Origin of the sequence: Halobaculum marinum (genome assembly GCF_029338555.1) — an archaeon.
GTDB classification, from domain to species: Archaea; Halobacteriota; Halobacteria; order Halobacteriales; family Haloferacaceae; genus Halobaculum; species Halobaculum marinum.
This window is the reverse complement of sequence record NZ_CP119990.1, coordinates 95850-120612: the sequence shown is the minus strand read 5'-3', so window position 1 is coordinate 120612 and position 24763 is coordinate 95850. Positions and strand designations below refer to the sequence as shown.

At 68.0% G+C, this 24763-nt stretch carries 24 protein-coding genes; 12 read left to right on the top strand and 12 right to left on the bottom strand.

Annotated elements, in window-relative coordinates:
• Positions 1 to 71: 71 nt before the first annotated feature.
• Complete coding sequence (locus tag P0R32_RS15930) at positions 72 to 569, top strand: DUF1269 domain-containing protein (RefSeq protein WP_276239637.1); 498 nt, start codon at positions 72 to 74, stop codon at positions 567 to 569.
• 128 nt (positions 570 to 697) lie between these two features.
• On the top strand, positions 698 to 2074 hold the full coding sequence (locus P0R32_RS15925; RefSeq protein ID WP_276239636.1) for a TIGR00341 family protein: 1377 nt from the start codon (positions 698 to 700) through the stop codon (positions 2072 to 2074).
• Positions 2075 to 2206: 132 nt separating this feature from the next.
• On the opposite strand, the gene P0R32_RS15920 is transcribed toward P0R32_RS15925, so the two are convergent.
• The 4 genes from P0R32_RS15920 to P0R32_RS15905 all read right to left on the bottom strand — a co-directional run bounded on the left by P0R32_RS15920 (position 2207) and on the right by P0R32_RS15905 (position 5470).
• Positions 2207 to 2809, bottom strand: coding sequence for an HdeD family acid-resistance protein (locus P0R32_RS15920; protein ID WP_276239635.1), 603 nt, complete (start codon positions 2807 to 2809; stop codon positions 2207 to 2209).
• Positions 2810 to 2900: 91 nt separating this feature from the next.
• Positions 2901 to 4025: a succinylglutamate desuccinylase/aspartoacylase family protein gene (locus P0R32_RS15915; RefSeq protein ID WP_276239634.1), complete on the bottom strand. Its 1125-nt coding sequence runs from the start codon at positions 4023 to 4025 to the stop codon at positions 2901 to 2903.
• Positions 4026 to 4190: 165 nt separating this feature from the next.
• Positions 4191 to 4820: a TMEM175 family protein gene (locus P0R32_RS15910; protein ID WP_276239633.1), complete on the bottom strand. Its 630-nt coding sequence runs from the start codon at positions 4818 to 4820 to the stop codon at positions 4191 to 4193.
• A 251-nt stretch (positions 4821 to 5071) separates the two neighbouring features.
• Positions 5072 to 5470, bottom strand: coding sequence for a DUF5518 domain-containing protein (locus P0R32_RS15905; RefSeq protein WP_276239632.1), 399 nt, complete (start codon positions 5468 to 5470; stop codon positions 5072 to 5074).
• 145 nt (positions 5471 to 5615) lie between these two features.
• Here P0R32_RS15905 and P0R32_RS15900 point away from each other — a divergent pair, with 145 nt between their 5' ends.
• A complete protein-coding gene (locus P0R32_RS15900) occupies positions 5616 to 6707 on the top strand; it encodes an ABC transporter ATP-binding protein (RefSeq protein WP_276239631.1) in 1092 nt (363 codons plus the stop codon).
• Positions 6704 to 7516: an ABC transporter permease gene (locus P0R32_RS15895; protein WP_276239630.1), complete on the top strand. Its 813-nt coding sequence runs from the start codon at positions 6704 to 6706 to the stop codon at positions 7514 to 7516. Before P0R32_RS15900 ends, P0R32_RS15895 begins: the two co-directional genes overlap by 4 nt.
• On the opposite strand, the gene P0R32_RS15890 is transcribed toward P0R32_RS15895, so the two are convergent.
• Complete coding sequence (locus P0R32_RS15890) at positions 7510 to 8934, bottom strand: MBL fold metallo-hydrolase (RefSeq protein WP_276239629.1); 1425 nt, start codon at positions 8932 to 8934, stop codon at positions 7510 to 7512. The genes P0R32_RS15895 and P0R32_RS15890 overlap by 7 nt on opposite strands.
• 554 nt (positions 8935 to 9488) lie before the next feature.
• Between P0R32_RS15890 and P0R32_RS15885 the strand changes: the two genes are divergently transcribed.
• Both P0R32_RS15885 and nadE read left to right on the top strand, forming a co-directional pair.
• Positions 9489 to 9710: a DUF7331 family protein gene (locus tag P0R32_RS15885; RefSeq protein WP_276239628.1), complete on the top strand. Its 222-nt coding sequence runs from the start codon at positions 9489 to 9491 to the stop codon at positions 9708 to 9710.
• 2 nt (positions 9711 to 9712) lie between these two features.
• Positions 9713 to 11425 carry an NAD(+) synthase gene (gene nadE, locus P0R32_RS15880; protein ID WP_276239627.1) on the top strand — a complete coding sequence of 571 codons (1713 nt, stop codon included), beginning with the start codon at positions 9713 to 9715 and terminating at the stop codon, positions 11423 to 11425.
• 21 nt (positions 11426 to 11446) lie between these two features.
• On the opposite strand, the gene P0R32_RS15875 is transcribed toward nadE, so the two are convergent.
• Positions 11447 to 11956, bottom strand: a complete 510-nt coding sequence (locus P0R32_RS15875) for a TrmB family transcriptional regulator (protein WP_276239626.1) — start codon at positions 11954 to 11956, stop codon at positions 11447 to 11449.
• A gap of 311 nt (positions 11957 to 12267) precedes the next feature.
• Between P0R32_RS15875 and P0R32_RS15870 the strand changes: the two genes are divergently transcribed.
• Complete coding sequence (locus tag P0R32_RS15870) at positions 12268 to 13416, top strand: MBL fold metallo-hydrolase (RefSeq protein ID WP_276239625.1); 1149 nt, start codon at positions 12268 to 12270, stop codon at positions 13414 to 13416.
• 36 nt (positions 13417 to 13452) lie between these two features.
• Here P0R32_RS15870 and P0R32_RS15865 read toward each other — a convergent pair whose 3' ends face one another.
• From P0R32_RS15865 to P0R32_RS15855, 3 genes are all read right to left on the bottom strand, one after another.
• Positions 13453 to 13629 carry a hypothetical protein gene (locus P0R32_RS15865; protein ID WP_276239624.1) on the bottom strand — a complete coding sequence of 59 codons (177 nt, stop codon included), beginning with the start codon at positions 13627 to 13629 and terminating at the stop codon, positions 13453 to 13455.
• Positions 13630 to 13668: 39 nt separating this feature from the next.
• Positions 13669 to 15033: a TIGR00341 family protein gene (locus tag P0R32_RS15860; protein WP_276239623.1), complete on the bottom strand. Its 1365-nt coding sequence runs from the start codon at positions 15031 to 15033 to the stop codon at positions 13669 to 13671.
• A 93-nt stretch (positions 15034 to 15126) separates the two neighbouring features.
• Positions 15127 to 15804, bottom strand: coding sequence for a TIGR00266 family protein (locus P0R32_RS15855; RefSeq protein ID WP_276239622.1), 678 nt, complete (start codon positions 15802 to 15804; stop codon positions 15127 to 15129).
• Between the two features lie 203 nt (positions 15805 to 16007).
• Here P0R32_RS15855 and P0R32_RS15850 point away from each other — a divergent pair, with 203 nt between their 5' ends.
• From P0R32_RS15850 to P0R32_RS15835, 4 genes are all read left to right on the top strand, one after another.
• Positions 16008 to 16613, top strand: coding sequence for a hypothetical protein (locus P0R32_RS15850; protein ID WP_276239621.1), 606 nt, complete (start codon positions 16008 to 16010; stop codon positions 16611 to 16613).
• The gene (locus P0R32_RS15845) at positions 16610 to 17275 is read left to right on the top strand and encodes a DUF2238 domain-containing protein (protein WP_276239620.1); all 666 of its coding nucleotides are present in this window, start codon (positions 16610 to 16612) and stop codon (positions 17273 to 17275) included. Before P0R32_RS15850 ends, P0R32_RS15845 begins: the two co-directional genes overlap by 4 nt.
• Before the next feature lie 113 nt (positions 17276 to 17388).
• Positions 17389 to 17784 carry a DUF5518 domain-containing protein gene (locus tag P0R32_RS15840; protein ID WP_276239619.1) on the top strand — a complete coding sequence of 132 codons (396 nt, stop codon included), beginning with the start codon at positions 17389 to 17391 and terminating at the stop codon, positions 17782 to 17784.
• A gap of 129 nt (positions 17785 to 17913) precedes the next feature.
• Positions 17914 to 19278, top strand: coding sequence for a metallophosphoesterase (locus P0R32_RS15835; protein ID WP_276239618.1), 1365 nt, complete (start codon positions 17914 to 17916; stop codon positions 19276 to 19278).
• 51 nt (positions 19279 to 19329) lie between these two features.
• Here P0R32_RS15835 and P0R32_RS15830 read toward each other — a convergent pair whose 3' ends face one another.
• A complete protein-coding gene (locus tag P0R32_RS15830; RefSeq protein ID WP_276239648.1) occupies positions 19330 to 20286 on the bottom strand; it encodes a formylglycine-generating enzyme family protein in 957 nt (318 codons plus the stop codon).
• Positions 20287 to 20595: 309 nt separating this feature from the next.
• Between P0R32_RS15830 and P0R32_RS15825 the strand changes: the two genes are divergently transcribed.
• Entirely contained in the window at positions 20596 to 21855 is a 1260-nt protein-coding gene (locus P0R32_RS15825) for a bactofilin family protein (protein ID WP_276239617.1), read from the top strand.
• 3 nt (positions 21856 to 21858) lie between these two features.
• On the opposite strand, the gene P0R32_RS15820 is transcribed toward P0R32_RS15825, so the two are convergent.
• Together P0R32_RS15820 and P0R32_RS15815 are read right to left on the bottom strand one after the other, a co-directional pair.
• Entirely contained in the window at positions 21859 to 22365 is a 507-nt protein-coding gene (locus tag P0R32_RS15820) for an LURP-one-related/scramblase family protein (protein ID WP_276239616.1), read from the bottom strand.
• 31 nt (positions 22366 to 22396) lie between these two features.
• Positions 22397 to 24715 (bottom strand): arylsulfatase, encoded by a 2319-nt coding sequence (locus P0R32_RS15815; protein ID WP_276239615.1) that lies wholly within the window; start codon positions 24713 to 24715, stop codon positions 22397 to 22399.
• Between the last annotated feature and the right edge of the window lie 48 nt (positions 24716 to 24763).

The following is a 24763-nucleotide window of genomic DNA, read 5'->3' as shown; positions in this document are numbered from 1 at the left end:
ACGTACAGCGAGCATACCGTCGCGTACACTCGTCATTACAATGACTGGAACGGGTGAAAGGCCGCTTGCAGATGAGCTCGTTAATCGTGATGGCGTTCGGGGACGAAGACGGTGCATCCGACATGCGCGATCGGATGTACGACTTCCAACGGCGTGAGTTGATCACGCTGGAAGACGCCGCTGTCGCCGTCCGCAAGGAGAATGGACACGTGAAGGTGAAGCAGGCCCACAGCCTCGTCGGCGCCGGTGCACTCGGCGGGTCGTTCTGGGGGCTGTTGATCGGGATGATATTCTGGATGCCGTGGCTCGGGATGGCGATCGGCGCCGTGACGGGTGCGATCTCCGGGAAGCTCACCGACATCGGCATCGACGACGAATTCATCGAGGAGGTCGCCGACAGCGTCGACCCCGGCGAGTCGGCGCTGTTCCTGCTGGCACGCGACGCCAACACCGATCGCATCGTCGATGAACTCCAGGACGTCGACTTCGAGATCATCCAGACGAACCTCTCGCCCGAGGACGAGGACCGCCTCCGCGAGGCGTTCGCCGCCGAGGAGGTCGCCGGGTAGTTCCACCGGCGCCCACCACTCCCCCGGCTTCCCGTTCGGCGTCCGGGGGAGCGAACCGCTCGCCGACTACACATACTCGCGGGGTGCTCCCTCCGGAGCCGGTCCCGCACACGGTGATTTCCATACAGATGCGACTCGTACAAGTCCTGATCCCCGAGGGAGCACGTGCACCCGTCCTCGACGCGTTGGACGGCGAAGGAATCGACTACGCGCTGTTCGACGAGGTCGGCCGCGGCGACTTCGAGGCGATGGTCCAGTTCCCGGTGCCGCCCAGCGGCGTCGAGACCATCATGGAGCGGCTCAGCGAGGCGGGGGTCCCGGAGGACTCGTACGCGATCGTCCTCCCGACCGAGACCGTCGTCTCCCAGCGCCTCGACGCGTTGATCGAGCGGTTCCCGGGGCTGCGAATCTCTCGCGAGGAGTTGCACGCCCGCGCCGAGGACCTCGCACCGGCCAATTCCACCTTCTTCGCGTTCCTGATCTTGAGTACGGTAATCGCCGCAACCGGACTGTTGCTCGACTCGGCGGCGACGATCATCGGCGCCATGGTTGTCGCGCCGCTCATGGGGCCGGCGATCTCCGCAAGCGTGGGGACGATCCTCGACGACCGCGAGATGGCCAGCCGCGGCGTCAAACTCCAGGTGATCGGCCTCGCGGCTGCCATCGCCACGGGAGCGATCCTCGGCCTGCTGCTGCAGGGATCGGTGTTGATCCCGCCGGGCGTCGACATCCGCCAGATCCCACAGGTCGCCGAGCGCACCTCGCCGAACTTCCTGTCGTTGTTCCTCGCGCTCGGCTCCGGGCTCGCCGGCGCCTTGAGCATCATGCGCGGCTCCGGCTCGACGCTGGTCGGCGTCGCCATCGCGGTGGCGCTCGTCCCCCCGGCCGCCACCGCGGGGCTCGGCATCGCGTTCGGGCTGCCGGCCGTGGCGATCGCGGCCGCCGTGCTCGTGCTCGTCAACCTGCTGGCGATCAACCTCTCGGCGCTGTTGTTGTTCTACTGGGCGGGGTACAAGCCGCTCGACGCCGGCCAGTTCGAGCGCGTCCGGAAGTCGTTCACCTCGCGGATCCTCGTCATCGCCGTCGGGATCGCCGTGCTCTCGATCGTCCTCGGTGGGGTCACCTGGGCGAGCTTCCAGACCGCCTCCTTCGAACAGCAGGTGCAGGCGGAGTTCCAACAGGGGTTCGAAGAGGCAGACATCGAAGGCGTCGAACTGGTCAGCGTGACCGTCGACTACGAACCGATCGACCTGGTCCTCGGGAACGAACCGCAGGTGAACGTCCTCGTAGCGGTGCCACGGGACACGGAAGCGCCACCCGACCTCGCACAGCGGTGGGACGACGAGTTGAGCCAGGAGTTCGACCGTGACGTCGTCGTGCGCGTCGGCTTCCTGGAGGCGCAGATCTCAGAGCGCGAGGATCCGACCCCGCCGTTCGGCGACCTCCGAGCACGGTCTCAGTCGATACCGCAACGCGGCGCGTCGGCGTCGGTGGCGACCGTCTGACAGGTAGCCGCAGCGCGCATCGTCGTGACGGAACCGGCCGTCCAGTCTCGAAAACGAGTTCACGCCCGTCCCTCACCACCCCGCAGGTCCACGTTCGCGCTCGGGACGTGCTGCCGTGGGGAGGCTCGTCGGCTACCCCATCGCGCCGGTATCCGCCTCGACGACGGTCGGTTCTTCCTCCAGCCCCCGCCCGACGAACACCATCGCGATGCCGGTCGAGAGGAGGTTGATGCCGAACAGGAGTCCGACCGCCCACACGGCCGTCCCCGGGAACCCCGCCAGCAGGAGCAGGCCAAGCACCACCGAGAGGGCGCCGCTGAACACGATCCAGCCCCAGTTCGGGTCGCCGCGGATCTGGATCCCGATCGCGGTCTCGGCCACGCCGGACACGAGCAGGTACGCGATCACGAGCAGCGTCAATGAGGTCAGCCCGAGGATGGGGTTCACGACCAGCGCGACGCCGGCCACTGCGTACACGAGTGCGAGCAGGCCCAACCCGAGGAACCCCTTCCAGTTGCGCGATCGGAACGCGTGGACCGCGTGAACGACCCCGCCGACGACCAGCGCCAGACCGAGCAACAGCGAAAGCGACACCCCGGCGACGAACGGGAACACGATCCCGAACACCCCGATGATCGCGATCAGGACACCCGCGATCCGGAAGGTCCGAACGCTCTCTCGACGCTGTTCGCTCGCCATCGTCGACCCGCCGTCGGTCAATCGACTCTCAGTCATTCAGTATCACCGACGCCCGGATACGGCGCCCAGCGTCGTTGTTATACAGCAAATGCGCGAAGTAGGGTCGGTCGAGACGCCGACGCCGGGCTCAGTCCCCGCCGTCGGTCCCCCGTCGGTCGTCCGCGGCCAGTAGTCGCGCGAGGCGGTCGGGGTCGGTGCGGCCCATCCAGTGGAACGTGCCGTGCCGGAGGAAGCCGACGCGCTCGTACGTGTCTCGGATCGCCTCGCGGTCGTCTTCGGTGATCGACACGAGGTGGACCAGCGGGTGTCCGGGGAGTACGCGAGGGTTTGCGAGGATACCGACGAGGAACCCGTCGAACGGCGCCGTGACGACGTGCTGTTCGCGCTTGTAGTGGTCGGAGACGACGCAGATCGTCTCGCCCTCGTCGACGATCGGCAACGGTCCCCACTTCATCTCCACGAGCCCGCCGTGGTCCGCTCGGATCCACCGCTTCTCGTCGGACGAGCGGAGCACCTTCGTGAACTCGGGGTACACCGGCTCTGCGTCCGGGTACATCTCGTTGGCCGCGAGGACGTTCTCGACCGCCTGGAGGCCAAGATCGATGAGCAGCGGTTGGAAGCGGTTCGCCTCGCCCATCTCGACGGTGACGATCGGCGTGCCCGCCTCCGTGGCGACGCGGCGCATCATCCCCGAGGCGCCCGCGCCGGCAATCGTTAGCGGGATCCCGGTCTGCTCGACGAGTCGCCGGACGCCCTCGTCCTCCATGTCGGCGCGGGCGTGGAACACCGTCATCCGGTTCCGCGTCGAGGTGTGGAAGTCCAAGCCGAAGTCGCACCGCGAGACGAACCGGTCGTAGATCACCTTCGCCATCCGCGAGGCCGTCGAGCCGTGTTCGGTGCCGGGGAACGTCCGGTTGATGTCCTGGTCGTAGATCGGGAGGTAGCGCTGTTGCGCGATGTACCCCGGGACGTTCAGCACGTGCGCGACGACGATGGTGCCGTGGAGCTGTGCCGGGTCGTAACGATCGGCGACCTCCTGCATCACCTTCACGCCGTTGACCTCGTCGCCGTGGATCGCCGCCGAGAGGAACAGCCGCGGGCCGGGGTGCTCGCCGTTGATGATCGTCACCGGGATCTCGACCGGCTTCCCGAGGTACGTCTCGCCGACCTCGTAGTCGATGTGGCGCTTCTCGCCGGGGTCGACTTCGGCGTCGTATCTGAACGGTCGTGGTTCGTCGAGGTGGGAACTCATGGGATGGGTGTCGGCGCGTCGGGAGTCCCGTCGCTGCCGCCTGCTGGGGTTGAGGGGGAGAACACACTTCGTTATGTCACGGCGGCGGTCGTGTCGGTCTGGGTTACCAACCGATAAGGGGAGTGTACGCGGGGGTCTGGGGTCGAATCGTCATTCGGCGGCGCCTCACTCCGACTCGAACGCCTCCGCGAGACGAGATTGGAGCACGCCGTTGATCGGGAGCAACAGAAGCCACGAGGCGATCGCCCACCGGGTGCTCACTGTGGCGATCACCATCGACAGTGCGAACACCGCCGGGGTCGCGAGGAAGCGCGCGGCGTCGATGACGACGACGCGAGAGCCGAGTCCCTCTCGCATGAGTCGCTGGCGGCCCGCGTACACCCACAGTACCGTGAGGATCAGCCCGGTGATAGCCAGCACAGCCGCGTAGAACGCGACGGCGAGTCGCGTCGCCGCGGTGCTGAACACGCTCGTCGCGAACGGGACGAAGCTGACCAGTAGCAAGAACAGGAGGTTGAGCCAGACGACTCCGCGGTCGTGGCGGTCGATGTACGTGAACGCCCGACGGTGGAGCGTCCAGTACAGCCCGATCGTGAGGAAACTCAACACGTAGCCGACGAACTGCCCACTCTGTGCGAGCACGGCGGCGACGATCGCCGACTCGGACGCGCCCGGCGGCAGGTCGGGGACCGTGATGTCCAACACGAGGAGCGTGATCACGATGGCGATGACGCCGTCGCTCAACGCCGGGAGCCGCCCGGTCTCGTTCGACTCGTCGAGACGATCCGCAGCCATGCCCGTCGGTTCGGCACACGGGGACAAGAGTAGGCGTCGACAACGTCGGAGTGGCCCGGTAGTAAGCTCGACAAACCGATGCCGGACGGCGACCGCCGACCGCTGCAGCGATTCGTCGCGCAGCGAGTCGACGACTGGAAGGAACGTGCCGAAGAAGGTGTGCCGCATTTTCCGCTGGCGAGTGGCGTCGCCGCGGCGTCAAGCCGTGGCGGCGTCAGCCGTAGGATCGACGCGCCGTCAGCAGGGCGCCGTCAGCGGGGCGTCGTCGCGCCCGCGGGGGCTGGCTCGCGCCGGTCTTTCATCCACCCGCCGAGTGCGCCGGCGGCGGCGCCGGGGATGGCCTGCACGAGGATCGCGGTGATCCCGATCGTCGCGGTGACGACGGTTGCGATGAGCCCAGCCACGAGGACCTCCATGACGAGGAGGAACACGAGCACGGCGATCGCGCCGATCACCGTCGCGAGACCACCGTTGATCGCGCCGTCGCTCGCGCCGGATACCATGTACCCCGCGACGAACCCGCCGACGAGCGCGGGCGCCGCCAACAGCAGCACCGACGTGCCCCCGACGGGCGTCAGCAACGATATCACGATGCTCAAGCCGAGGGCGACCGCGAAGCCTGTCAGTACCGCGTACCAGTTGATGTTCATAGCGAATAGTACAACGCAGATCCGGCGGATTGTTCGTCGTACCCTGTCGAGTCGGTAAGCTCGTCCGATTGGGCCGGATTACCGTTGGAGCGAGACGTCCCATCTCACCGAACGGTCTTTTCTGGTGGGGGTACTACTCCCGTCGATGACACGGGGATCCGGGGCCGACGCCGCCGCGTCGAGCGCCGAACGAGTCGACCGGTCCGGGTCCACAGCCCACGGAGCGAGCGCCACCGAGGCGTCACCGGCCCGCGAGGACGCGGTCGTCGTCGAGAACCTCCGCAAGCGCTTCGGGAGCGGCGACGACGCCGTGACCGCCGTCGACGGCGTCTCCCTGCGGATCGAGCGCGGCTCCGTCGTCGGGCTGTTGGGACCGAACGGTGCGGGGAAGACGACGCTGATCAAGTCCATCCTCGGGATGGTGCTCCCCGACGAGGGGTCCGTCACCCTGCTCGGGGCTGACGTGCTCGACGACCCACGCGGGGCGTACGGTCGCGTCGACGCGATGCTGGAGGGGGCGCGCAACGACTACTGGCGCCTCACCGTGCGCGAGAACCTCCGCTACTTCACGACGATCAGCGGCGTCGACCCCGACTCCGTCGCCGACCGCCACGAGCGCATCCTCCGCCAACTCGACCTCGCGGACAAGGCGGACACGCCGGTGCGCGACCTCTCGCGCGGGATGAAACAGAAGGTGTCGCTGGCGACCGTGCTCGCGGGCGGCGCGGAAGTCGTGTTCCTCGACGAACCGACGCTCGGCCTAGACGTCGAGAGCTCGCGGACGCTCCAGCGCGAACTGCGCCGACTCGCCGAGGAGGAGGATCTGACGGTCGTGCTCTCCAGTCACGACATGGACGTGATCGAGACCGTCTGCGACCGCGTCGTCATCGTCTCGGACGGGCGCGTCGTCGCCGACGACACCGTCGACGCGCTGCTGCGGAACGGCGGCGTGAGCGCCGTCCGGGTCGCGAGCCCCGACCTCGACGACGCCCTCGTGGACACCGTTCGCGATCGGTTCGACGTGACCGACGCGACGGAACTCGACGGGGAAGACGGAACGCGAATCGAAGTCGCCGTCGACAGCGACGGGCTGTACGACCTGCTTGCGTTCTTGCGCTCGCGCGACGTACGCCTCCACGCTGTCCGCACGGTCGAACCGAATCTGGAGGACGTGTTCGTGTCGTTGACCGGTCTCGACGACTCGGGTGCGTCGGGGACGACGGAGGCGGACCGATGAGCGGGGAGGGCGCCGACGCCATGGACGAACCGCGACCGGCGACGTACTGGCACCTCGCACGCGCCGTGCTGTACCGGGAGTACCTGATCTTCGTGCGCTACCCGGCGAACGCGGTCGGCGCCATCGTGGTGACACTGTTCTTCTTCGGCGTGCTGTTCGTCGGCGGCCGGATGCTCGCGGGGCCGGCGCTGGCCGACTCCATCGAGGGCATCGTCGTCGGCTACTTCCTGTGGACGCTGTCGGTGGGCGCGTACTCCGCCGTCTCCAACGACATCGGCAGCGAGGTGCAGTGGGGGACGCTCGAACGACACGTGATGACGCCGTTCGGCTTCGCACCGGTCGCGCTGTTCAAGGGCGCCGCGAAGGTGGTGCGTACCTTCGTCATCTCGTCGGTCGTGCTCGCGGCGATGCTGCTCATCACCGGCACGTCGCTCAGCCTCAACGTCGGCACGGTGCTCGTCGTCGCGACGCTGTCGGTGTGTTCGGTGCTCGGCTTGGGCTTCGCCGCCGGCGGCCTGGCCGTCCTCTACAAGCGGATCGGTAACTGGCTCAACCTCCTCCAGTTCGGCTTCGTCGTGCTCGTGTCGGCGCCCGCGCTCGACGCGCCGTGGCTCGCCGTCTTCCCGTTGGCCCACGGGAGCGAGCTGCTCCAGCGCGCGATGGTCGACGGGACGCGCCTGTGGGAGTTCCCGCTCACTGACCTGGCGCTGTTGGTCGCTGTCGCGGGGGTCTACCTCGGCGCCGGCTACGCCGTGTTCCAACTGGCGACGCGACGAGCGCGCCGCCTCGGCGTGCTCGGCGACTACTGAGTGTCGCCGCCGTCGGTGGTGATACTCGTGGCCTCCTCCTGTTTGCCCGGTCCCCGGCGGGTGACTGCACCGTCGGTGTGGAACGACCCCAAGACGTTGAACAGCCCACGCTCGTACACGTCGGGCTTCTTGCTGATGCCGACGTGCGAACCGATCTTCGCGTCGGCCCAGTAGGCCTCGTGCGGGCTCTCGAACAGGCGAGCGAGCAGACGCGGGTCCACGTCCAGCTTGACCCAGCGGTCGTATGCGTCGGTGTCGAGCGCCGTCGTGTAGTCGAAGCCGGAGCCGTCCATCGACAGTTCGAGACAGACGTCGTCGACCAGCGGGATCAGCACTGTCGTCTCCGTCTCGTACCCGATCCGCAGCCGCTTCGCCTCCATGTGCTCGTACGCCGGCTCGACGAACGCCTGCAGCTCCTCCAGCGTCGGCCTCGGGTCAGCCTCGTAGTCGAACGAACGCGGCGCGAGTTCCTCCTCGATGTACCGCTGTTTCTCCGCCGGGTCCGACGGCTGGAACGGGGCGGAGACCTCGCCCGTCGTCACGTCGAGCCACTCGCCGGAGTTGAGGAACACGCACTCGTTCTCGGGCGGCGTGTTCGCGTCGAAGAACTCCTTGGCGTCGGCCCGGGGCGGATTCGCGGTGTACTCGTTGAGGTGCGCGAGGTTGCCCGCGAGGACGTACTCACCCGCGAACGGCATGTAGTACGTCGGGTCGAACAGGTCGATGAACTGGGTGGCGATCTCGTACTTCTCTTGGATCACGCGGTCGCGCTCGGCGATCTTCTTGTCGTGGTCGTAGTTGGTCACCGCCTGCGGGTAGAACTGCGCCGCGCTGTACTGGTGACACAGCATATCGATCTCGCCGTACTCCTGTTTGATCCGCTCGCACGTTGGCAAGGCGATGGAGTACGGACAGTCGTTCGTGTCGACGAGCACCTCGCCGCCGTCTGAGATCACCGCCATCGAGTCCACCTGCGTCGACCCGGGAGTGTCGGCGTCGCTGTCGTACCACGTACAGCCGAAGAAGTTGCCACACCGCTCCGGGTCGCAGCCGTCGGCGGCGTGGATCGCGATCTCGGTGTCGCCGCCGAGAGCGAATCGCTCGCCGTCGGCCAACTCGATCGCCTCAAAGCCGAGGTCTTCGACGGCGTCGCGCAAGTAGTCCCAGCGGTAGTCGTGGATCAGGATCGGGATGTCGGTGTCCAGTCGTTCCAGCGTCGGCGGGTGGAAGTGATCCGGGTGGACGTGCGAGACGTAGATGTAGTCGACGTCGTTGAAGTCCTCCGGCTCGAACGGTGGCTCGGGGTAGTGTGCCCACGAGCCGTAGTACGCACCGTCGAGCAACCACGGGTCACAGAGGATGGTGACGTCGTCGGTCTCGACCAGAATCGCAGCTGATTCGAGGTAGGTGACTTTCATCGAGACCACGTGTCATTCGTACATAATTAGTTATTCGCGGGCACCGACGAGTCAGGGTGGATACCGGATCCCTCTCGTCGAAGTAGTTTGTCCGTACGTTGGGAGTTATCCATACCTTGCCGACCTGACTCGGCGCGTCGATTCGCTCCATCGCCCCGCAGCGGCACTGCCGACGTCATTTCCACCGATCACGGCCCGATCTCGCCGTATCTCAGCCCACCACCCAATTCTGAACGGATCTACATTGATCCGGCTTTGTTCTTCCCATCCATAACTCAGAAACCTAATACAGTCATAATACTCAGGCGGTATCGTATCATAACTAGGTCATTGTACGGAACTCTTTAGGGTCCTGACGAGGTGTTCATCAGCGTGAGCAGAAATAGCCGATTCGGAATGCTTGTCCCCAAATTGACTGACGAACCCTCCAACGATTCAGGCAATACAGCACATACGAGCACTACACACACAGGTAGATCCCGTATCGATCAATCGAAGTTCCCCGGCAGCGGCAGGGGCCGCCAGCCAAGCCAAACCGAACCCGTCCCAACCCCATGAGCGACGACATCCCCGCCGACACCGCCTCCGAGCCGACCCACCAGTCCGACGACGACCGGTACGCACGCATCTCGCTCCAAGACGGCGCCATCATCGTCTACGACCGGAACCACACGAGCGCGTGGATCCAGTCCGACGTCGCCGTCCCGCTCCCGAGCGGCCCGTCCGCCGGGGAGGCGCCGCCCGACGTCGACCGCGCGACGGGTGGAGGTGAGTGACCGTGTCGATCGGCAGTCACGGGATACGGGACACCACCGCGAACACCAGCGAGTCCCGGCCACCCGAACTCCTGTGTGACCGCGCGGTCCGTCTCGTCCGCGAGACAGTCGACGACGCCGATGCGGACGGCGCGGTCGTCGCGCTGTCCGGGGGCGTCGATTCAGCGACGACCGCGGCGGTGGCCGTGGAGGCGCTCGGGGCGGACAACGTGTACACGCTGGCGTTGCCGACCGCCGAGACGCGCGACGAGGACACAGACGACGCCCGCGAGTGGGCGACGACCCTCGGTGTCGACCACGCGACGGCGCCGCTCGCCCCGGCGGTCGACGTGTTCAGGCGACACCTCGCCCCTCGGATCGCCCCTGCCGGCGACGAGTACGCCGCTGGTAACCTGGCGGCGCGTCTCCGCATGGCGGCAGCGTACTTCGTCGCGAACGCGACCAACCGGCTCGTGGTCGGCACCGCCAACCGGACGGAGCGACTCCTCGGCTACTACACGAAGTACGGCGACGGCGGCGTCGACCTCCTCCCGCTCGGTGAGTACGACAAAGGAGAGGTGCGCACGCTCGCCGCCCACCTCGGAGTCCCCGAGCAGATCCGCGAGAAGGCGCCGACTGCGGGCTTCTGGGACGGGCAGACCGACGAGGCCGACCTTGGGGCCACGTACGCGACCCTCGACCGCGTCGTCGACGCCCTCGACGCCGGCGAGCGGGGCGTCAGACCCCCGGCGGCTGTCGTCGACCGACTCGACGCGGACCCGGCGACGGTCGCCGAACAGGCCGCGCGGATGCACCGCACGGCACACAAGCGGACGCGACCGTCGGCCCCGCCGCGACCACTCCGTGTACTCGACGGCGGCGACGGCCTCGTGACCGGGGGCGAGCGAGTCGGCCACGTCGCCGACGACCTCACCTCGTTCGTCCGCGAGCGCGTCGAAACCGCCGGCGCACGGCGCGTCGTCGTCCGGCTATCGGGCGATGTCGGCTCCAGCGTCGTCGCCGCCCTCGCCGCCGACGCGCTCGGCCCAGAGCGTGTGTACGGTCTCCACCTTCCGTGTCACAAGACTAGCCGCCTCGACCGTCCCGACCCCGCCGTGATCGCGGACGACCTCGGCATCGAGTTCGACCGCGTCAACGTCCGCCCGCTCGTCGTCGAGATGGAGTCGGCACTCCCCCACGAGGTTACCGAACGCGCAGGCGTCCGCGAACTCGCGAACCTCGTCTCCCGAGTGCGGATGGCGTGCGCCTACTACGTCGCCAACACGGAGACTGACCTCGTGCTCGGGACGACCGACCGGACCGACCTCCAGTTGGGCCGCGTGACGAAGTTCGGCGACGAAGCCGTCGACCTCCGCCCCCTCGGTGGGCTGTACCGTACAGAGGTCGCGGCGCTGGGTCGCCACCTCGACCTCCCTGACTCCGTGGTCGAGCAGTCCGCCGACGTGGGAGCGACGGTCGGAGCAGAGCCCGACGCCGAGATGGACATCGAACGGTCCGCAGCGACCGTCGACGGCGTGCTCGAGGGCCTCGTCGATCGGGACATCGGCATCACCCGGACCGCCGCGGCGCAGGGGGTCGATCCGGTGGTCGTGCGCCGCTGTGCGCAAGCGCACGTGCGGTCGCAGCACAAACGCTCCACGCCGCCGACGACGGCAGATCGGCCCGACCCGGGGCCGTTCCACGAGTTAGAACTGAAGTTCGAGACGGGGGAGTAGCGACCCAGCGTCGCGACGCCGCTACTCGGAGAGGGGCGCCTCGAGGTTGTACACTGCGAGATGGAGGACGTTGTGTCCCTCGTCGGTCGCCTCGACTTCGCCCGCGATGACGAGGCCGTTCGGCGTCGGGCCGACGATCACCGGGTCACCGACGTCGAAACGGGCGACGGACTCGCGGAACGTCACGCGAGCGCGGCACTTCTCCGGGTGGTGGACGTTCGTGAAGCCGATCGACTCCACCGCCACGTCGACGCGGTCGAAGTCGTGGGCGAGGCCGAGCATCTCCTCGCCGCCCGCGCGGTCGCGGTCGAGTGCCTCGTACGCCGCGTCGGTGGGGACGTACCCTCCCTCTGACCCCGGAACGCCCTCGACGAGGCCCAACGACTTCATCATCTGCATCAAGTTGCGGATCGTGCCGACGTGCCGGTCGCAGACCTCCGCGATCTCGGTCGCCGGCATCGGTGACTCGTCGGTCTCGTACCCGTTGACGAGGGTGTTGAGGATGTCGCGCTGGCTGCTGGTCAGGTCCATCTGCGTCTACTCGGGATTCGAGTGTGGCAACCAAATACGTTTGGTTTGTCGATGTTCCACCGGAACAGCACACCGTTCGCTAGCTAATCCGCCCAAGTCAGCGACAGACGCGGAGTTTCTCTCGCCGTCCGCGGACGAACGCCCACCCTACTCCCACATCCGGCGGCGGTGTCGGGTACCCCCGGTAGCCACCGGACTCGATTGCGTGAACCCGACAAGCGTTCGCTGGCTCGGAGCGACCGACGTACGTAGCGGACGCGGACGAGTGCCCCTCCGGAACGCATTATAGTGTCCGCCGAACACAAGACAGCATGATCGAGGTACACAGCGCGCGGTGGCTCGCGGACGCGATCGACGACCGCCGAGAGTTCACGCTGCTCGATACGAGACCCGTCGACAGCTACGAGTCGTGGCGCGTCCCGGGCGCGGTGTCGTTCCCGTTCGGCCCGACCGAGGCGCTCTCCGATGAGCAACTCGCGACGTTGCGCGAGGTCGCCCCCTCCGAGCGCCCGGTGCTCACCATCTGCGGGAAGGGGGTCACCTCAGCGAACCTCGCGGTCCGCATGGACCGCGCCGGGTGGGACGACGTGGCCGCCGTCTCCGGCGGGATGCGCGACTGGAACGACCTGTACGAGACGGCGGTGTTCGAACCGTCCGACGACCTCGTCGTCGTCCAGTTCGGCCGCCGCGGGAAGGGCTGCCTCTCGTATCTCGTCGGGTCGCGCTCGGCGGGCGAGGCGGTCGTCGTCGACCCCGGTCGCCACGTCGACCAGTACCTCGCGGCCGCCGCCGAGCGGGACCTGACGATTACGGCGGTGCTCGACACGCACGTCCACGCCGACCACATCAGTGGGGGCCGCGCGCTCGCGGACCGGCTCGGCGTCCCGTACCGACTCGGCGAGGGCGCAATCGAGCGCGACGTGGCCATCGACTACGCGCCGCTCGCCGACGGGGAGACGCTCGCCGTCGGCGACACCGACCTGACGGCGCTGTCGACGCCCGGTCACACGTCCGAACTCGTCAGCTACCGTCTCGGCGACCACGCCGTGCTCACCGGCGACGCGCTGTTCGTCGACTCGGTGGGGCGGACGGAACTCCAGTTCGGCGAGGAAGGCGCCGCCGAGGGCGCCCGGATGGCCCACCAGACGCTCCACGAGGTGTTCGGAGCCTTGCCCGAAGATCTGACCGTCCTCCCGGGCCACGTCCACGTGGACTCCGACGGGACGTGGGCGACCGCCGAACCGGGCTCGCTCGTCGGCGCCCGCCTGGGAGACGTGCTCGACGGCCTCGCACTGTACGGCCTCGACGAGGCGGCGTTCGTCGACCGGATGACCGGTGACTTACCGGAGAAGCCTGCGAACTACGAGCGCGTGATCCGGATCAACCGCGGCGTCGACGAGCCAGCAGACGCGACCGAGACGGTCACGCTGGAGACTGGACGCAACAACTGCGCGGTCTGAGGCGGCGCCGAGCCCACGACGCGCCTCGGCGGTCGCTCAGCGGTCCCGCGGTTGGCCCGCGAGCAGTTCCACCTGCATCCGCGCGTGGACTCGCGACCACTCGGCCAGCCGTTCGCGCACCCGTGTCACAAGTCCTCGAACCCCCGTCGGCGGCGCCTCCCGCGGCTCGCTCGGACGCTCCGGCTCGCCCACTCGCTTGTCAGTTACTCCCATGACTACCGATCGTCGATACTAGGTGATAAAACGTGAGGGTTACCGCGATCGACTGCTCCCGACCGCCCTCGCCGGCGCGGAAACGCGTTGGCGGTCGACGAACTCGACGGTCACCGCCACACGGTTACCCGTCTCGCGTTCGATGCCGTCGGCGATGGTTCGCGCGAGGTCCGGGTAGCGCCGGTCGACCGGGCGCGAGACGACGACCGTGACCGCGCGGTCTCCCGAAGCGAGGAGCGCGTCCGGGAGCCCGAACTCGGTGGTGACGGAGACGAGTTCCAGCGCCTCGTAGCGCTCCTCGTCGACCACGTCTGCGGCGACGACGTTGGCCTGTCGCTCGAAGGCGATCTGGGTCCCGACAGTCGCGCCGGCAGCGACGAACAGTGCGAGGACGACCAGCGCGACCGCGGCGACGGAGGCGTAGCGGGACCACGGGAGGCCGCCGTCGCGGTTGGCCGTCGCGTCGTCCGGGCGGTAGCCGAGGTGCCACAAGACGGCTGCCGCCGCGAGGTGGATCGCCAGCGCGTTCAACACCAACAGGAGGAACGCGCCGAGCGCGACTGACGGCACGCGCCACGCGATGCCGATGCCGACGGCGGCGGCCGCCGGCACCAGCGCCGCCGCGACCATGACGCCAACGAGTGCGACGGAGACACCAGTTGCGAGGCCGAACGCCCCGGCAGCGCCCGCGCAGACGCCGACGACGACCGACAACAGCCCCGGCGAGATCCGGTTGGCGATCTGGCGGGTCGTGGTCACGTCGAGGGCCGGCGGGAGGAACGCCGCCGATCGCAGCGCCAGGCTGAACGCCGTCGCCGCCGCGATCGCAAGCGCCAGCCCGAGGAGTTGCGTCTTGAGCCCCTCCCACAGCATCCGCCGCTCGTCGAGCACCGTCCCGACGCTCGCAGTCAGCGCCGACCCGATGAGCGGCGCGATCACCATCGACCCGACGACGATGGCGGGAGCGTCGAGCAGCAGCCCCGCCGTCGCGACGAGCGCGCTCAACAGCGTCATCGAGTAGTACGTCAGTGGACTCGGCGTCATGTCCAGCGCCGTCGAGCGAATCTCCTCGGTCGGGATTGCGTCGTCCTCCTCGGTGCCGGTGACGAACCGCGCCTCCAGTTCGTCGACGTGGGGTGCGAACACGGACTCGGCGCTCGTGACGACGGTGTAGGCGTCTTCCGGCGGCTCCTCCGACCCGCCGTGGTCGGCCTCCCGCGCCTCGCGGACCTCCGCCAGCACGGACTCGACCGCCTGCGTCGGCACCGGAAACTCGACGAGGAGCCCCTCGGCGTCTGTGTCGCCCGCCTCGTTGACGACGACGTAGTCGATGTCGTAGCCGTCGAGGACGGATTCGACGGCCGCGAGGCCGTCCTCGGGGACGAGGGTCCGGACGAGTCGCATCGCCGTCCGGTTCACGGACCGGGCGGTTAGCCGGTGCGGGAATTCGCACGGCGCTGGGACCGTGCGACCGGACGGGACGCCAGCGGTGGCGCCTCAGGCCGAGTTCGTCTGCGTCGGGAGCTTCGGGATCAGCCACGAGAGGAACGCGTCCTGACTGCGCGACTGGAGCCAGACGGTCCCCGACCCGGAGAACTCACAGACGAGCCCCTCGCCGCTGGTGAGCGTCGAGCGCAGACCGCCCACCTTCCGGACGGTGAAGTCGGCGGTGTCCTCGAACGCGACGATGTGGCCGGTGTCGACGACGAACGAGCCGCGCTCGTCGAGGTCGACCGACTCGATGGCGCCGTAGCTCGACAGAAACAGCGGTCCAGTCCCAGAGACGCGCAGGAGGAACAACCCCTCCCCGCCGAAGAAGGAGCGTGCGCCCCCGAAGTCGGTGTCTACGTCGAGTCCCTCGGCGCCCGCGAGGTACGACCCCGACTGGACGTACAGCGTCTCCGCGTTCAGTTCGACGTGGTCGACGTCGCCCGGGAGCGGCGGGGCGAACGACACGTCACCCGATTCGCGCGCCGTGAACGTGTTCTGGAAGAAACTCTCGCCGCCGAAGGCGCGACGGACGGACTTGAGGAATCCGCCGGTCGCGTTCGTCTCGATGTCGATGCCCGCGTCGTGACTCACCATCGCACCGGACTCCGCACGGATCGACTCTGTGGCGTCGAGCGAGACGGTGAGTAGCGCGTACGATGGTCTGGACGTGATGTCGTACTCCACGGTGGAACGTCCTCGCGAGCGACGAAGAAGTCGACTGCGCGCTCCCACCAGATAGGAACCGATCCGTTCCGTGCCGACTGAGGGACGGCTTCGTGGCGACGACGTGCACGCAGCGTGAACGTTCGTTTTTGCGTCGTCATGTCGACTAGAAGGGTAGTTCGCGCATCGGTCGTCCGCCGACCGCGTGCCGACCGGAGCAGAACATGAGTCAACAACTTCCAGAAGAGTGGTTCGTTCGCGACGAGCGGGTCAACGCCGCCGTCTCGTGGGTCGTGACCGCAGTCATCGCCGCGATCGCCGTGCTGGCGTTCTTCGCCGGCCTCCTCGCGATACTCACGATCGCGAGTGTCGCGGCGTTCGTAGCGGTCGTCCCGCCGTTGGTCGCCCAGCGGTGGACACGCACCGTCTCGTGGCCGTTGCTCGTGATCGCGGCGATCCCACTGGCGGTCGGTACCGGCCAGCCGGGGTTCTTCGGCGAGGTGGTGATCGGCGTGAGCGTCGCGACGCTGGCGCTGTTGGTCGTCGTCGCGCTCCAGTTGGTCACCTCGGTCCGCATGACGCCCGGGTTCGCCATCGCGTTCGTCGTCGTCGCGACGCTGGCGACCGCCGGATTCTGGGCGGTCGGCTCGGCCGCCTCGAACGTCCTGTTCGGGACGCGCTTCGTCCAGACGAACGACGAGTTGATGTACGTGTTCACCGCCGCCGCGATTGCGGGGGTCGTCGCCGGCCTGCTGTTCCGGTGGTACTTCCGCCGCCTGCTCGCCCGCGACGGTGCGAGCGCCGCCGAGGAGCCGGAGGTGGTGGCGTGATCACCGAACGCCGGACGTTCCCCGGAACGACGGGGCAAGCGGTCGTCAGGCTCCTGCAGGTGCTGATGGGGATCATGTTCGCGCTCGGGCTGGTGTACGGCAACTCCGGGGTCGCGGTCAACGCCGGCGTCGGCCTGCTCGTCACGTTCCTGCCTGCGCTGTTGCGGCGGCGCTTCGACGTGACGATGAGCGTCGGCCTCGTGGTGTGGATCTCGGTGGCGATGTTCCTGCACGCGCTCGGGACGCTCCCGCTCCCGGGGTTGGAGTTCCTCAGCCCGTACAAGGCGCTCGACTGGTGGGACCACATGACCCACGCGCTGTCGTCGTCGCTGGTCGCTGGCGCCGCCTACGCGGTGATCCGCGCGTTCCAGGTCCACTCCGAGCACATCGAGCTCCCGCCGCTGTTCACGTTCGCGTACCTCCTCATGTTCGTGATGGCGTTCGGCGTGATCTGGGAGCTGATCGAGTTCTACATCGGCGTCGTCTCGACGCTCCTCGGGCTGACGGAGGTGCTCACCCAGTACGGTCTCGACGACACGATCCTCGACCTCGTGTACAACTCCATCGGCGGGCTGATCGTCGCGGTGCTCGGGACGGCCCACCTGACAGACATCTCCGACCAACTCGCCGCCCGACTCGGCGGCGACTCGACCAACCGGTGACCGGCCGATGGACCGACCACCGGGCGGAACGGGGTACAAGCCGGACCGTTGGTGGCGAGCAGCCGTCCGTATCGGGAAACTGTGGTTAATATCCGACGCGTCGATACACTGTCATGGTCAACTGGAGAGCGGTGCTTGCGGGGTTTGTCGCGTCGATCATCATCGGACTCGTCAGTGGGTTGGGGCTGCCGTTCACGAACGCGAGCCTCCCCGTGGTCGGTGCCGGGCTGGCCGGCCTGATCGCGGGCGGCGTCGCCGGCTACATGAACAACCGGTCGCTCCTGAGCGACGCGTTCCACGGCGCGCTGGCGACGACGCTCGGCGCCGTGATCGTCACTCTGATCTTGACGCTGCTGGGGACCCTCGTCACCGGCTTCCTCGGCCTCGGACTCGGGCTGGCGGCGCTAGCGTTCATCGTCTTCACCGCGGTGCCCGGCATCGTCGGCGGTGCCGTCGGTGGCCTGCTTCACGGCAACGAAGAGGTCGAGATGGGCCGCCCCGCGGCCTGAATCGACTTCACCTCGGCCCGACCGACGTGGTCGGCGGGCCAGCGGGGTCGCACTGTCCGAGTAGCGCGATAGACTACCCGGGACCCTGGTGAACTGGGGCCCGAATCGACTTCTCACGACCGACACCTGATGACGACCCACATCGCACCGACGGACGCGACGCAGTACTACTTCATCAGCGACCTCCACATCGGCGGCGACGAGGCGCTCCAGGAAATGGAGTTCGAGGCCGAACTGCTCGCGTTCCTGCGCGACCTCGAACGCAGCGACGAGGACGCCGAGTTGATCGTCAACGGCGACCTGTTCGGGCTGTGGGAGTTCACGGAACTGGAGGGGATGGAGAAGTTCGACGCTCTCGTCGAGCGCTACCCCGAGTTGTTCGAGCAACTCCGCGCCACCGGTGAGCGGGTCCCCATCACGATCATCCCCGGGAACCACGACTACGAACTCGCGTGCTACCCCGAGTACGTCGAGCGCCTCGCCGCGTACAACGTGCGGCTGGAACAGGAGGTGGTGATCACCCGCGAGGTCGCCGGCCGGACGGTGTGGGTCGAACACGGCCAACAGCGCGACCCGAACAACACCAGCCCCGAGTTCGGCAACCCGTACGCGAACCCGCCGGGCTACTTCGTGAACCAACACATCACGAGTCGAGCGGGGAAACTCTCCCAGCGAGGGAAGTACAACTGGCTCAAGGACATCCAGTCGGTGACGCCGATGACGGAGATTCCGTCGTGGATCGCGTCGATGTACTTCTACCGGGAGATGAACCCGCTGCTCCGCTACGTGTTCCTCCCGTTCTTGCTGTTGTTCAACACCAGCGTCCTCGTGTTCCTCACGTTCCTCCTCGCGATCACCGGGATCTGGTCGTGGCCGTATGCCACCTTCTCTGAGATACTGGCGTCACTCAGCGTCGTCGGGGTGGTCATCGACTTCGTGATCGTGGTCAACATCGTCGTCATGCTGTTGCTGTTCGTGATGGCCATCCCCCTCTACGTCCTCGCGCGCGACGTTCGGGGGACACTCTCGCGGTTCGGACTGGTTCGCGAGGAGGCGCCCGAGACGGTCGCCGACCGCTACGTCGAGGCCGCCCGCGAAGTGTTCGCCGAGCGCCCCGACGTCGCCGCGTTCGTGTACGGCCACACCCACCGTGCGGCCGTCACGCCCGTCGACGGGCGCGTCGTCGTCAACACCGGGACGTGGCTGAAGCGGTTCCGCCGACGGTCGGTCGTGCTCGGCTTACTCCCGCTCGTCTACTACCCGTCGTTCCGGCTCAACTACGTCCGGATCCGCGAGGTCGACGGCGACATCGTCGTCGAGTACGAGACGATCCAGAAGCAGCAACCGCACGACCTCACGGTGCTCGAGCGACTCCTGACGCTCGCGCCTCGCGGCGACGACCCGATTCCGGCGCGGACCGTCGTCGCGGGTGCCTCCGAGGGCGCAGACGACCCTGTCGTGGCGACGACGCCCGACACGGTGCAGGACGACTGATCCGGTCGATCGGACCGACCAAGTCGGCCATGTCGGCCATCGACGCCGCCGTCACCGACTCGTCTCGGCAGACGCGTCGCGTCCCCAACCCCCCGCGACACACCGGAACCCCACGTGGCTCGTCGAGGTGTCGACCGGTTCCGGGTATCGGGCGGATGGACGGTATCGGAAGCAGTAGTTCGGTGCGCACAGGTGCGAGCCACCCTTGAGGACCTTCCGCGGGACGGCGGTCGGGTCGCGAGGGTCGACGCTCTCGGCAGCGGTGACGCCGCGGGGGTTCCGTGGCGTACAACACGCCGGCGCGTCCCCGGCGGCCCCGCCGCCGCGGTCGCCACCGGCGCCGTACCAGTCGGCAGTCCAGTCCCACACGTTGCCGGCCACGTCGTACAGTCCGTACTCGTTGGCGGGGAAGGCACCGACGGGCGAGGTTCGGTGGTAGCCGTCCAGCGTCTTGTTCTCGTACGGGAACTGCCCCTGCCACGTGTTCCCCATCGGTTCGCCGTCGGGCGCGTGCTCGTCACCCCAGACGAAGCGAGCGCCGTCGAGGCCGCCCCGCGCGGCGCGCTCCCACTCGGCCTCCGTCGGGAGTCGCTTGCCAGCCCACTCGGCGTAGCGCTCGGCGTCCTCGTACGCGACGTGGACGACGGGGTGGTCCGCCAGGCCGTCGAGGTCGGAGTCGGGGCCGAGCGGGTGTCGCCAGTCCGCGCCCGGAACGTACTCCCACCAGCCGCTCGGTTCGCGGAGGTTGACGGGGGCGTCCGGCGAGCGGAACACGGCCGACCCCGCGACGAGGTCGGCCGGGTCGACGCCGGGGTAGTCGTCGGGGTCCGGGTCGCGCTCGGCGATCGTAGTGTAGCCCGTGTCGTCCACGAACGCCGCGAACGCCGCGTTCGTCACGTGGGTCGCGTCCATCCAGAAGCCGTCGACGGCGACATCCCGGACCGGCGCCTCCTCCGGGTATGCCTCCTCGGATCCCATCGCGAACGTCCCGCCGGGTATCCTGACCATGCCGTCGTCCGGTGGCTCCCGGTCGTCGACTCCTGTCTCGGGTGTTGCGTCTTGTGTGTCGCGCTCGCTCACCACGGGTGGTCGCGTCGTACCTGGCGGTGCGGGCGCATTGTTAGTCGGAGTGGAAGGTCGGCTCGGCGCGGCCTAGTCGTCCGGCGCCGTCGACTCACCCCGAACTCCGCCGCCCCCTGGCCGGTCGTGTGCGCTTGCGTACTCCCACGCCGCTCGGCTCTGGACGGTCGAGACAACGCGACAGTACCGGCGAATAACGCGATCATAGCTAACCGGACAGCCACCCGACAAGACCACGTGCATCCGCTCGGCCACACACGGACCAGACGGGTGGCCGTGGCGCTCGTCGTCGCGTTCCTCGTGCTCGCGGCGTTCCCCGGCGTCGTGTCGGCAGACACCCGGGTCCAGCCACAGGTCACCGTCGCCGCGGGTGAGACGCTCGACGGCGATCTGACGACTGTCGCCGCCTCGGTCGTTATCCTCGGCACGGTCGATGGTGACGTGACCGCCCTCGCGGGTCAGGTGACCGTCCGCGGGCGAGTGACGGGCGACGTCACCGCAGTGGCCGGACGGGTCGAGGTCGACGGCGTCGTCGACGGCGACCTCCGGACGATCGGCGGTGCGACGACCGTCGACGGCGCGGTGAGCGGGGACGTCGACGCCGTAGTGGTGAACACTAGCCTCACCGGCCGCGTCGGCGGAGACGTCGACGCTGTCGGCGGGTTCGTCGCGGTGTCGCCCGACGCGCGAGTCGACGGCGGCCTCCGCACGACCGCGGTCGTCACCAGCGTCGACGGGCGCGTCGGCGCCGGTGAGTCACCCGGGAGCGGCGTCCCCACGGAGAACACTTCAGCCGCGGTCTTCGTCCCCAATCCGCTACGCCTCGCGGCCATCCCGGCCCAGACGCCATTCGCGGGGCCGGGTACCGCCACCGCCGTCGTCGCACCCGCCGTCGAGGCCCTCCCGGCACAGATCGGGGGGCTCCGCGTGTCGCTGTTCGACGCCTACCGACTCGTCGTGACGATGCTGCTCGGCGGCCTCCTGCTGTTGCTCCTCCCCCGCTTCTCCGCCGACGTGGCGGACGCCGTGGTGACGCACCCGGGGCCCGTCGCCCTCGCGGGGTTCGCCGTCCTGATCGTGACGCCGACGATATTGCTCGTCCTCGCGTTGAGCGTGTTCGGCCTGCCGCTGGCACTCGCGGGCGCCGCGCTGCTCGCGGTCGCGAGTTGGGTCGGGTCGGTGTACGGCCGGTACGCCGTCGGCGCCTGGGCCGTGTCGACGGTCGCTCGCGGTACTCGACGCCTCGACGCAGAGATCGAACTCCCCGAGAATCGCTGGCTGGACCTGTTCGTCGGCGTCGTGCTCGTCTGGCTCGTCGTCCAACTCCCCGTCGTGGGTGCTGCCGTCGACGCGCTCGTGCTCGCACTCGGACTGGGTTCCCTCGTCCGCCTCGGATACGGTGCGTACCACCGACACGAGCGGTCGGGGGCGGCGACCTCGTCGAGCGACGCCGCGACAGTCGCCGACGGCGGTCCGTCTGACCGAGTGGATCGCTAGTGATCAGATCGTGTCGATGGCCGTGACGACGGCGAGCACGAGCGCGTGGTCGACCGTCGGTTGGACCTCGACCCCGTAGGTGTCGCGCACGCGGAACCACCGCTTCGAGACGGTGGCGATCGGCTGGCCGCCCTGCGCTATCGTGTACTCGTGGTCGACGATGTTCCCCGTAACCGTCCACGATGACCCGTCCGCCATGTCGACGGTGAACCGGTCGCGCAGTGGGGTGATGAACGCCTTCTGGATCGTCGCGACCCGTCTCCGGCCGCGCTCGATGGACATCGTCTCGCGCAGTCTGACGACGCGCTCGCGAATCCGGTACAGCTCACCCCCCGACACGTCCTTGAGGACGATGGTGTCGCGGAGCCTGAGTGCCTTGGCGTCGACGTGGAACGCGCGGTTGCCGTCCGCGTCCTCGATGTCGAAGTCGTCGCCGATGGAGACCAGTCGCTCGCGCATCCGGTAGCGCGTCGGGCGGCCGGTGCCCTCGCGTCGGGCCTGCCGTCGCATCCGCCGGTTGGTGCGTCTCATCTCATCAGCCTCATTCGCGCGTGACGATTTGCTCCATCGCCGCCTCTGGGTGGACGACGGTGTCGCCGCTCACGTCGACGGTGACGCGGGTGATGTCGCCGGTGAACTCGAACGGCGTGCGGTCGCGGTACACGTCGGTCGTCGCGTTGAGTGCGTCGCGGCCGCAACTGAGTCCGGCGGCCAGTCCCATCGTGATCGGGATCGTCTTGGGGATCTCACCCTCTGCGACCTGGTCGTCGCCGTGGAACAGACGGACGACCCCCGGCGTGCCGAGCCCTTCGTCGAGGTTCGGCTCGCCGGTCGTCTCGAACTCCATGCGAACCTGCAGTTCGCCTTCGGGGAGCGGTTCGTCGGCGACGACCTCGAACTCCTCCTTGCCGACGTAGTTGTGGACGTACCGAAGGTGGTTGTCCAGCACGTACAGCGAGTAGCCGCCCGACTTCGACCCGTGCGAGAGGATCGTCCCCTCGACGCCGCCGACCGGGATGGACAGATCCGCCGTAATGCTGTGGTCCCGGTTCAACACCCGGACCGCTGCGTTCTCGGGGATGTACTGCCCGCCCGGGTAGTACACGTACTGGTCACGCGGCCGACCCGGTTCGGGCCGCTCCTCTGCAAGGCGTTCGACCCCTCGACCATCGAGCGGGAGGACGTTGTGCTTGCCAGCCTCCGCCCACCACAACTGCGCGAGTTCGAGCACCTTCTCCGGATGTTCACTCGCCACGTCGTGTGCCTCCGAGAAGTCCTCCCGGAGGTTGTACAGCTCCCAGCCGGAGTCTTCGAGCGAGGTCGCCGACAGGTCTTCGGCGGTCATCGGCGTCCCGAGCGGCCACGGGTGGACCGCGCGCCAGCCGTCGTGGTAGATGGCGCGGGTGCCGAGCATCTCGAAGTACTGGGTGGTGTGGAGTTCGGGTGCGTCGGCGTTCTCGAACGAGTACGCGAAGCTCGTTCCTTCGATGGGAGACTGCGTGACGCCGCCGATCTCCTCGGGCGGGTCGATCCCGATGCACTCCAACACCGTCGGCACGAGGTCGATGGCGTGGACGAACTGCTCGCGGATCTCCCCCCGCGCCTCGATCCCCTCGGGCCACGAGACGACGAGCGGGTCGGACGTGCCGCCGCGGTACGTCTCGCGCTTCCAGCGCTGGAACGGCGTGTCGCCGGCCCACGTCCAGCCCCACGGATAGTGGTTGAAGTAGTCGGGACCGCCCAACTCGTCCATCGCCTCCAGATTATCCTCCAAGGACTCGGGGACGTTGTTGAAGAAGTGGTTCTCGTCGATCGAGCCGTCCGGGCCACCCTCGGCGCTGGCACCGTTGTCGGAAACGACGACGACGAGCGTGTCGTCGAGTTCGCCGATCTCTTCGAGGTAGTCGAGGACCTTTCCGATCTGGGCGTCCGTGTGTTCGAGGAACCCCGCGAACACCTCCATCATCCGCGCGTACAGGCGCTGTTCGTCTTCTGAGAGGGAGTCCCACTCGCGCACGTCGGGGTTGCGCGGCGAGAGGTCGGTGTCCTCGGGGACGATGCCGAGTTCCTTCTGGTGCGCGAGGATCTGCTCGCGAGCCTCGTCCCACCCCATGTCGAACTCGCCGGCGTACTTGTCTGCCCACTCAGCCGGGACTTGGTGGGGTGCGTGACACGCACCGGGGCAGAAGTACGTGAAGAACGGCTTGTCGGGGTCGACCTGTTTGGTGTCGCCGATGAACTCGATGGTTCGTTGTGCGAGGTCTTCGGTCAGGTGGTACCCCTCCTCGGCGGTCGCCGGTGGGTCCACCTGGTGGTTGTCGTGGATCAACGCGGGCGTGTACTGGTCGGTGTCGCCGCCGAGGAAGCCGTAGAAGCGTTCGAATCCGCGTCCGAGCGGCCACTGGTCGTACGGGCCGGCCGCGCTCGTCGCCTCGGCGGGGGTCAGGTGCCACTTGCCGGTGTGATAGGTGCTGTACCCCTCCTCGGCGAGGATCTCCGAGAGCATCCCGTTCTCGTGGGGGATGTGTCCGTTGTACCCCGGGAAGCCGGTGGAGATCTCGGCGATGCCCGCCATCGCGTTCGAGTGGTGGTTGCGCCCAGTCATCAGACACGACCGAGTCGGCGAGCACAGCGCTGTCGTCTGGAAACTGTTGTAGCGGAGGCCTTCCTCGGCGAGGCTGTCGATGTTCGGCGTGTCGATCAGGCCGCCGTAACAACCCAACTGTCCGAACCCCACGTCGTCGAGGACGATGGTGAGGACGTTGGGGGCGTCATCTGGGGCTCGGGTCTGTTCGGGCCACCACGGCTCCGATTCGTCGTACGTGCGGCCGATACGGCCGTGGAACTGATCTTGTGCCACACGGCCAAGTCGCAAACCGGTCGGATTGTTATGAGTTCGTCGCTGGAC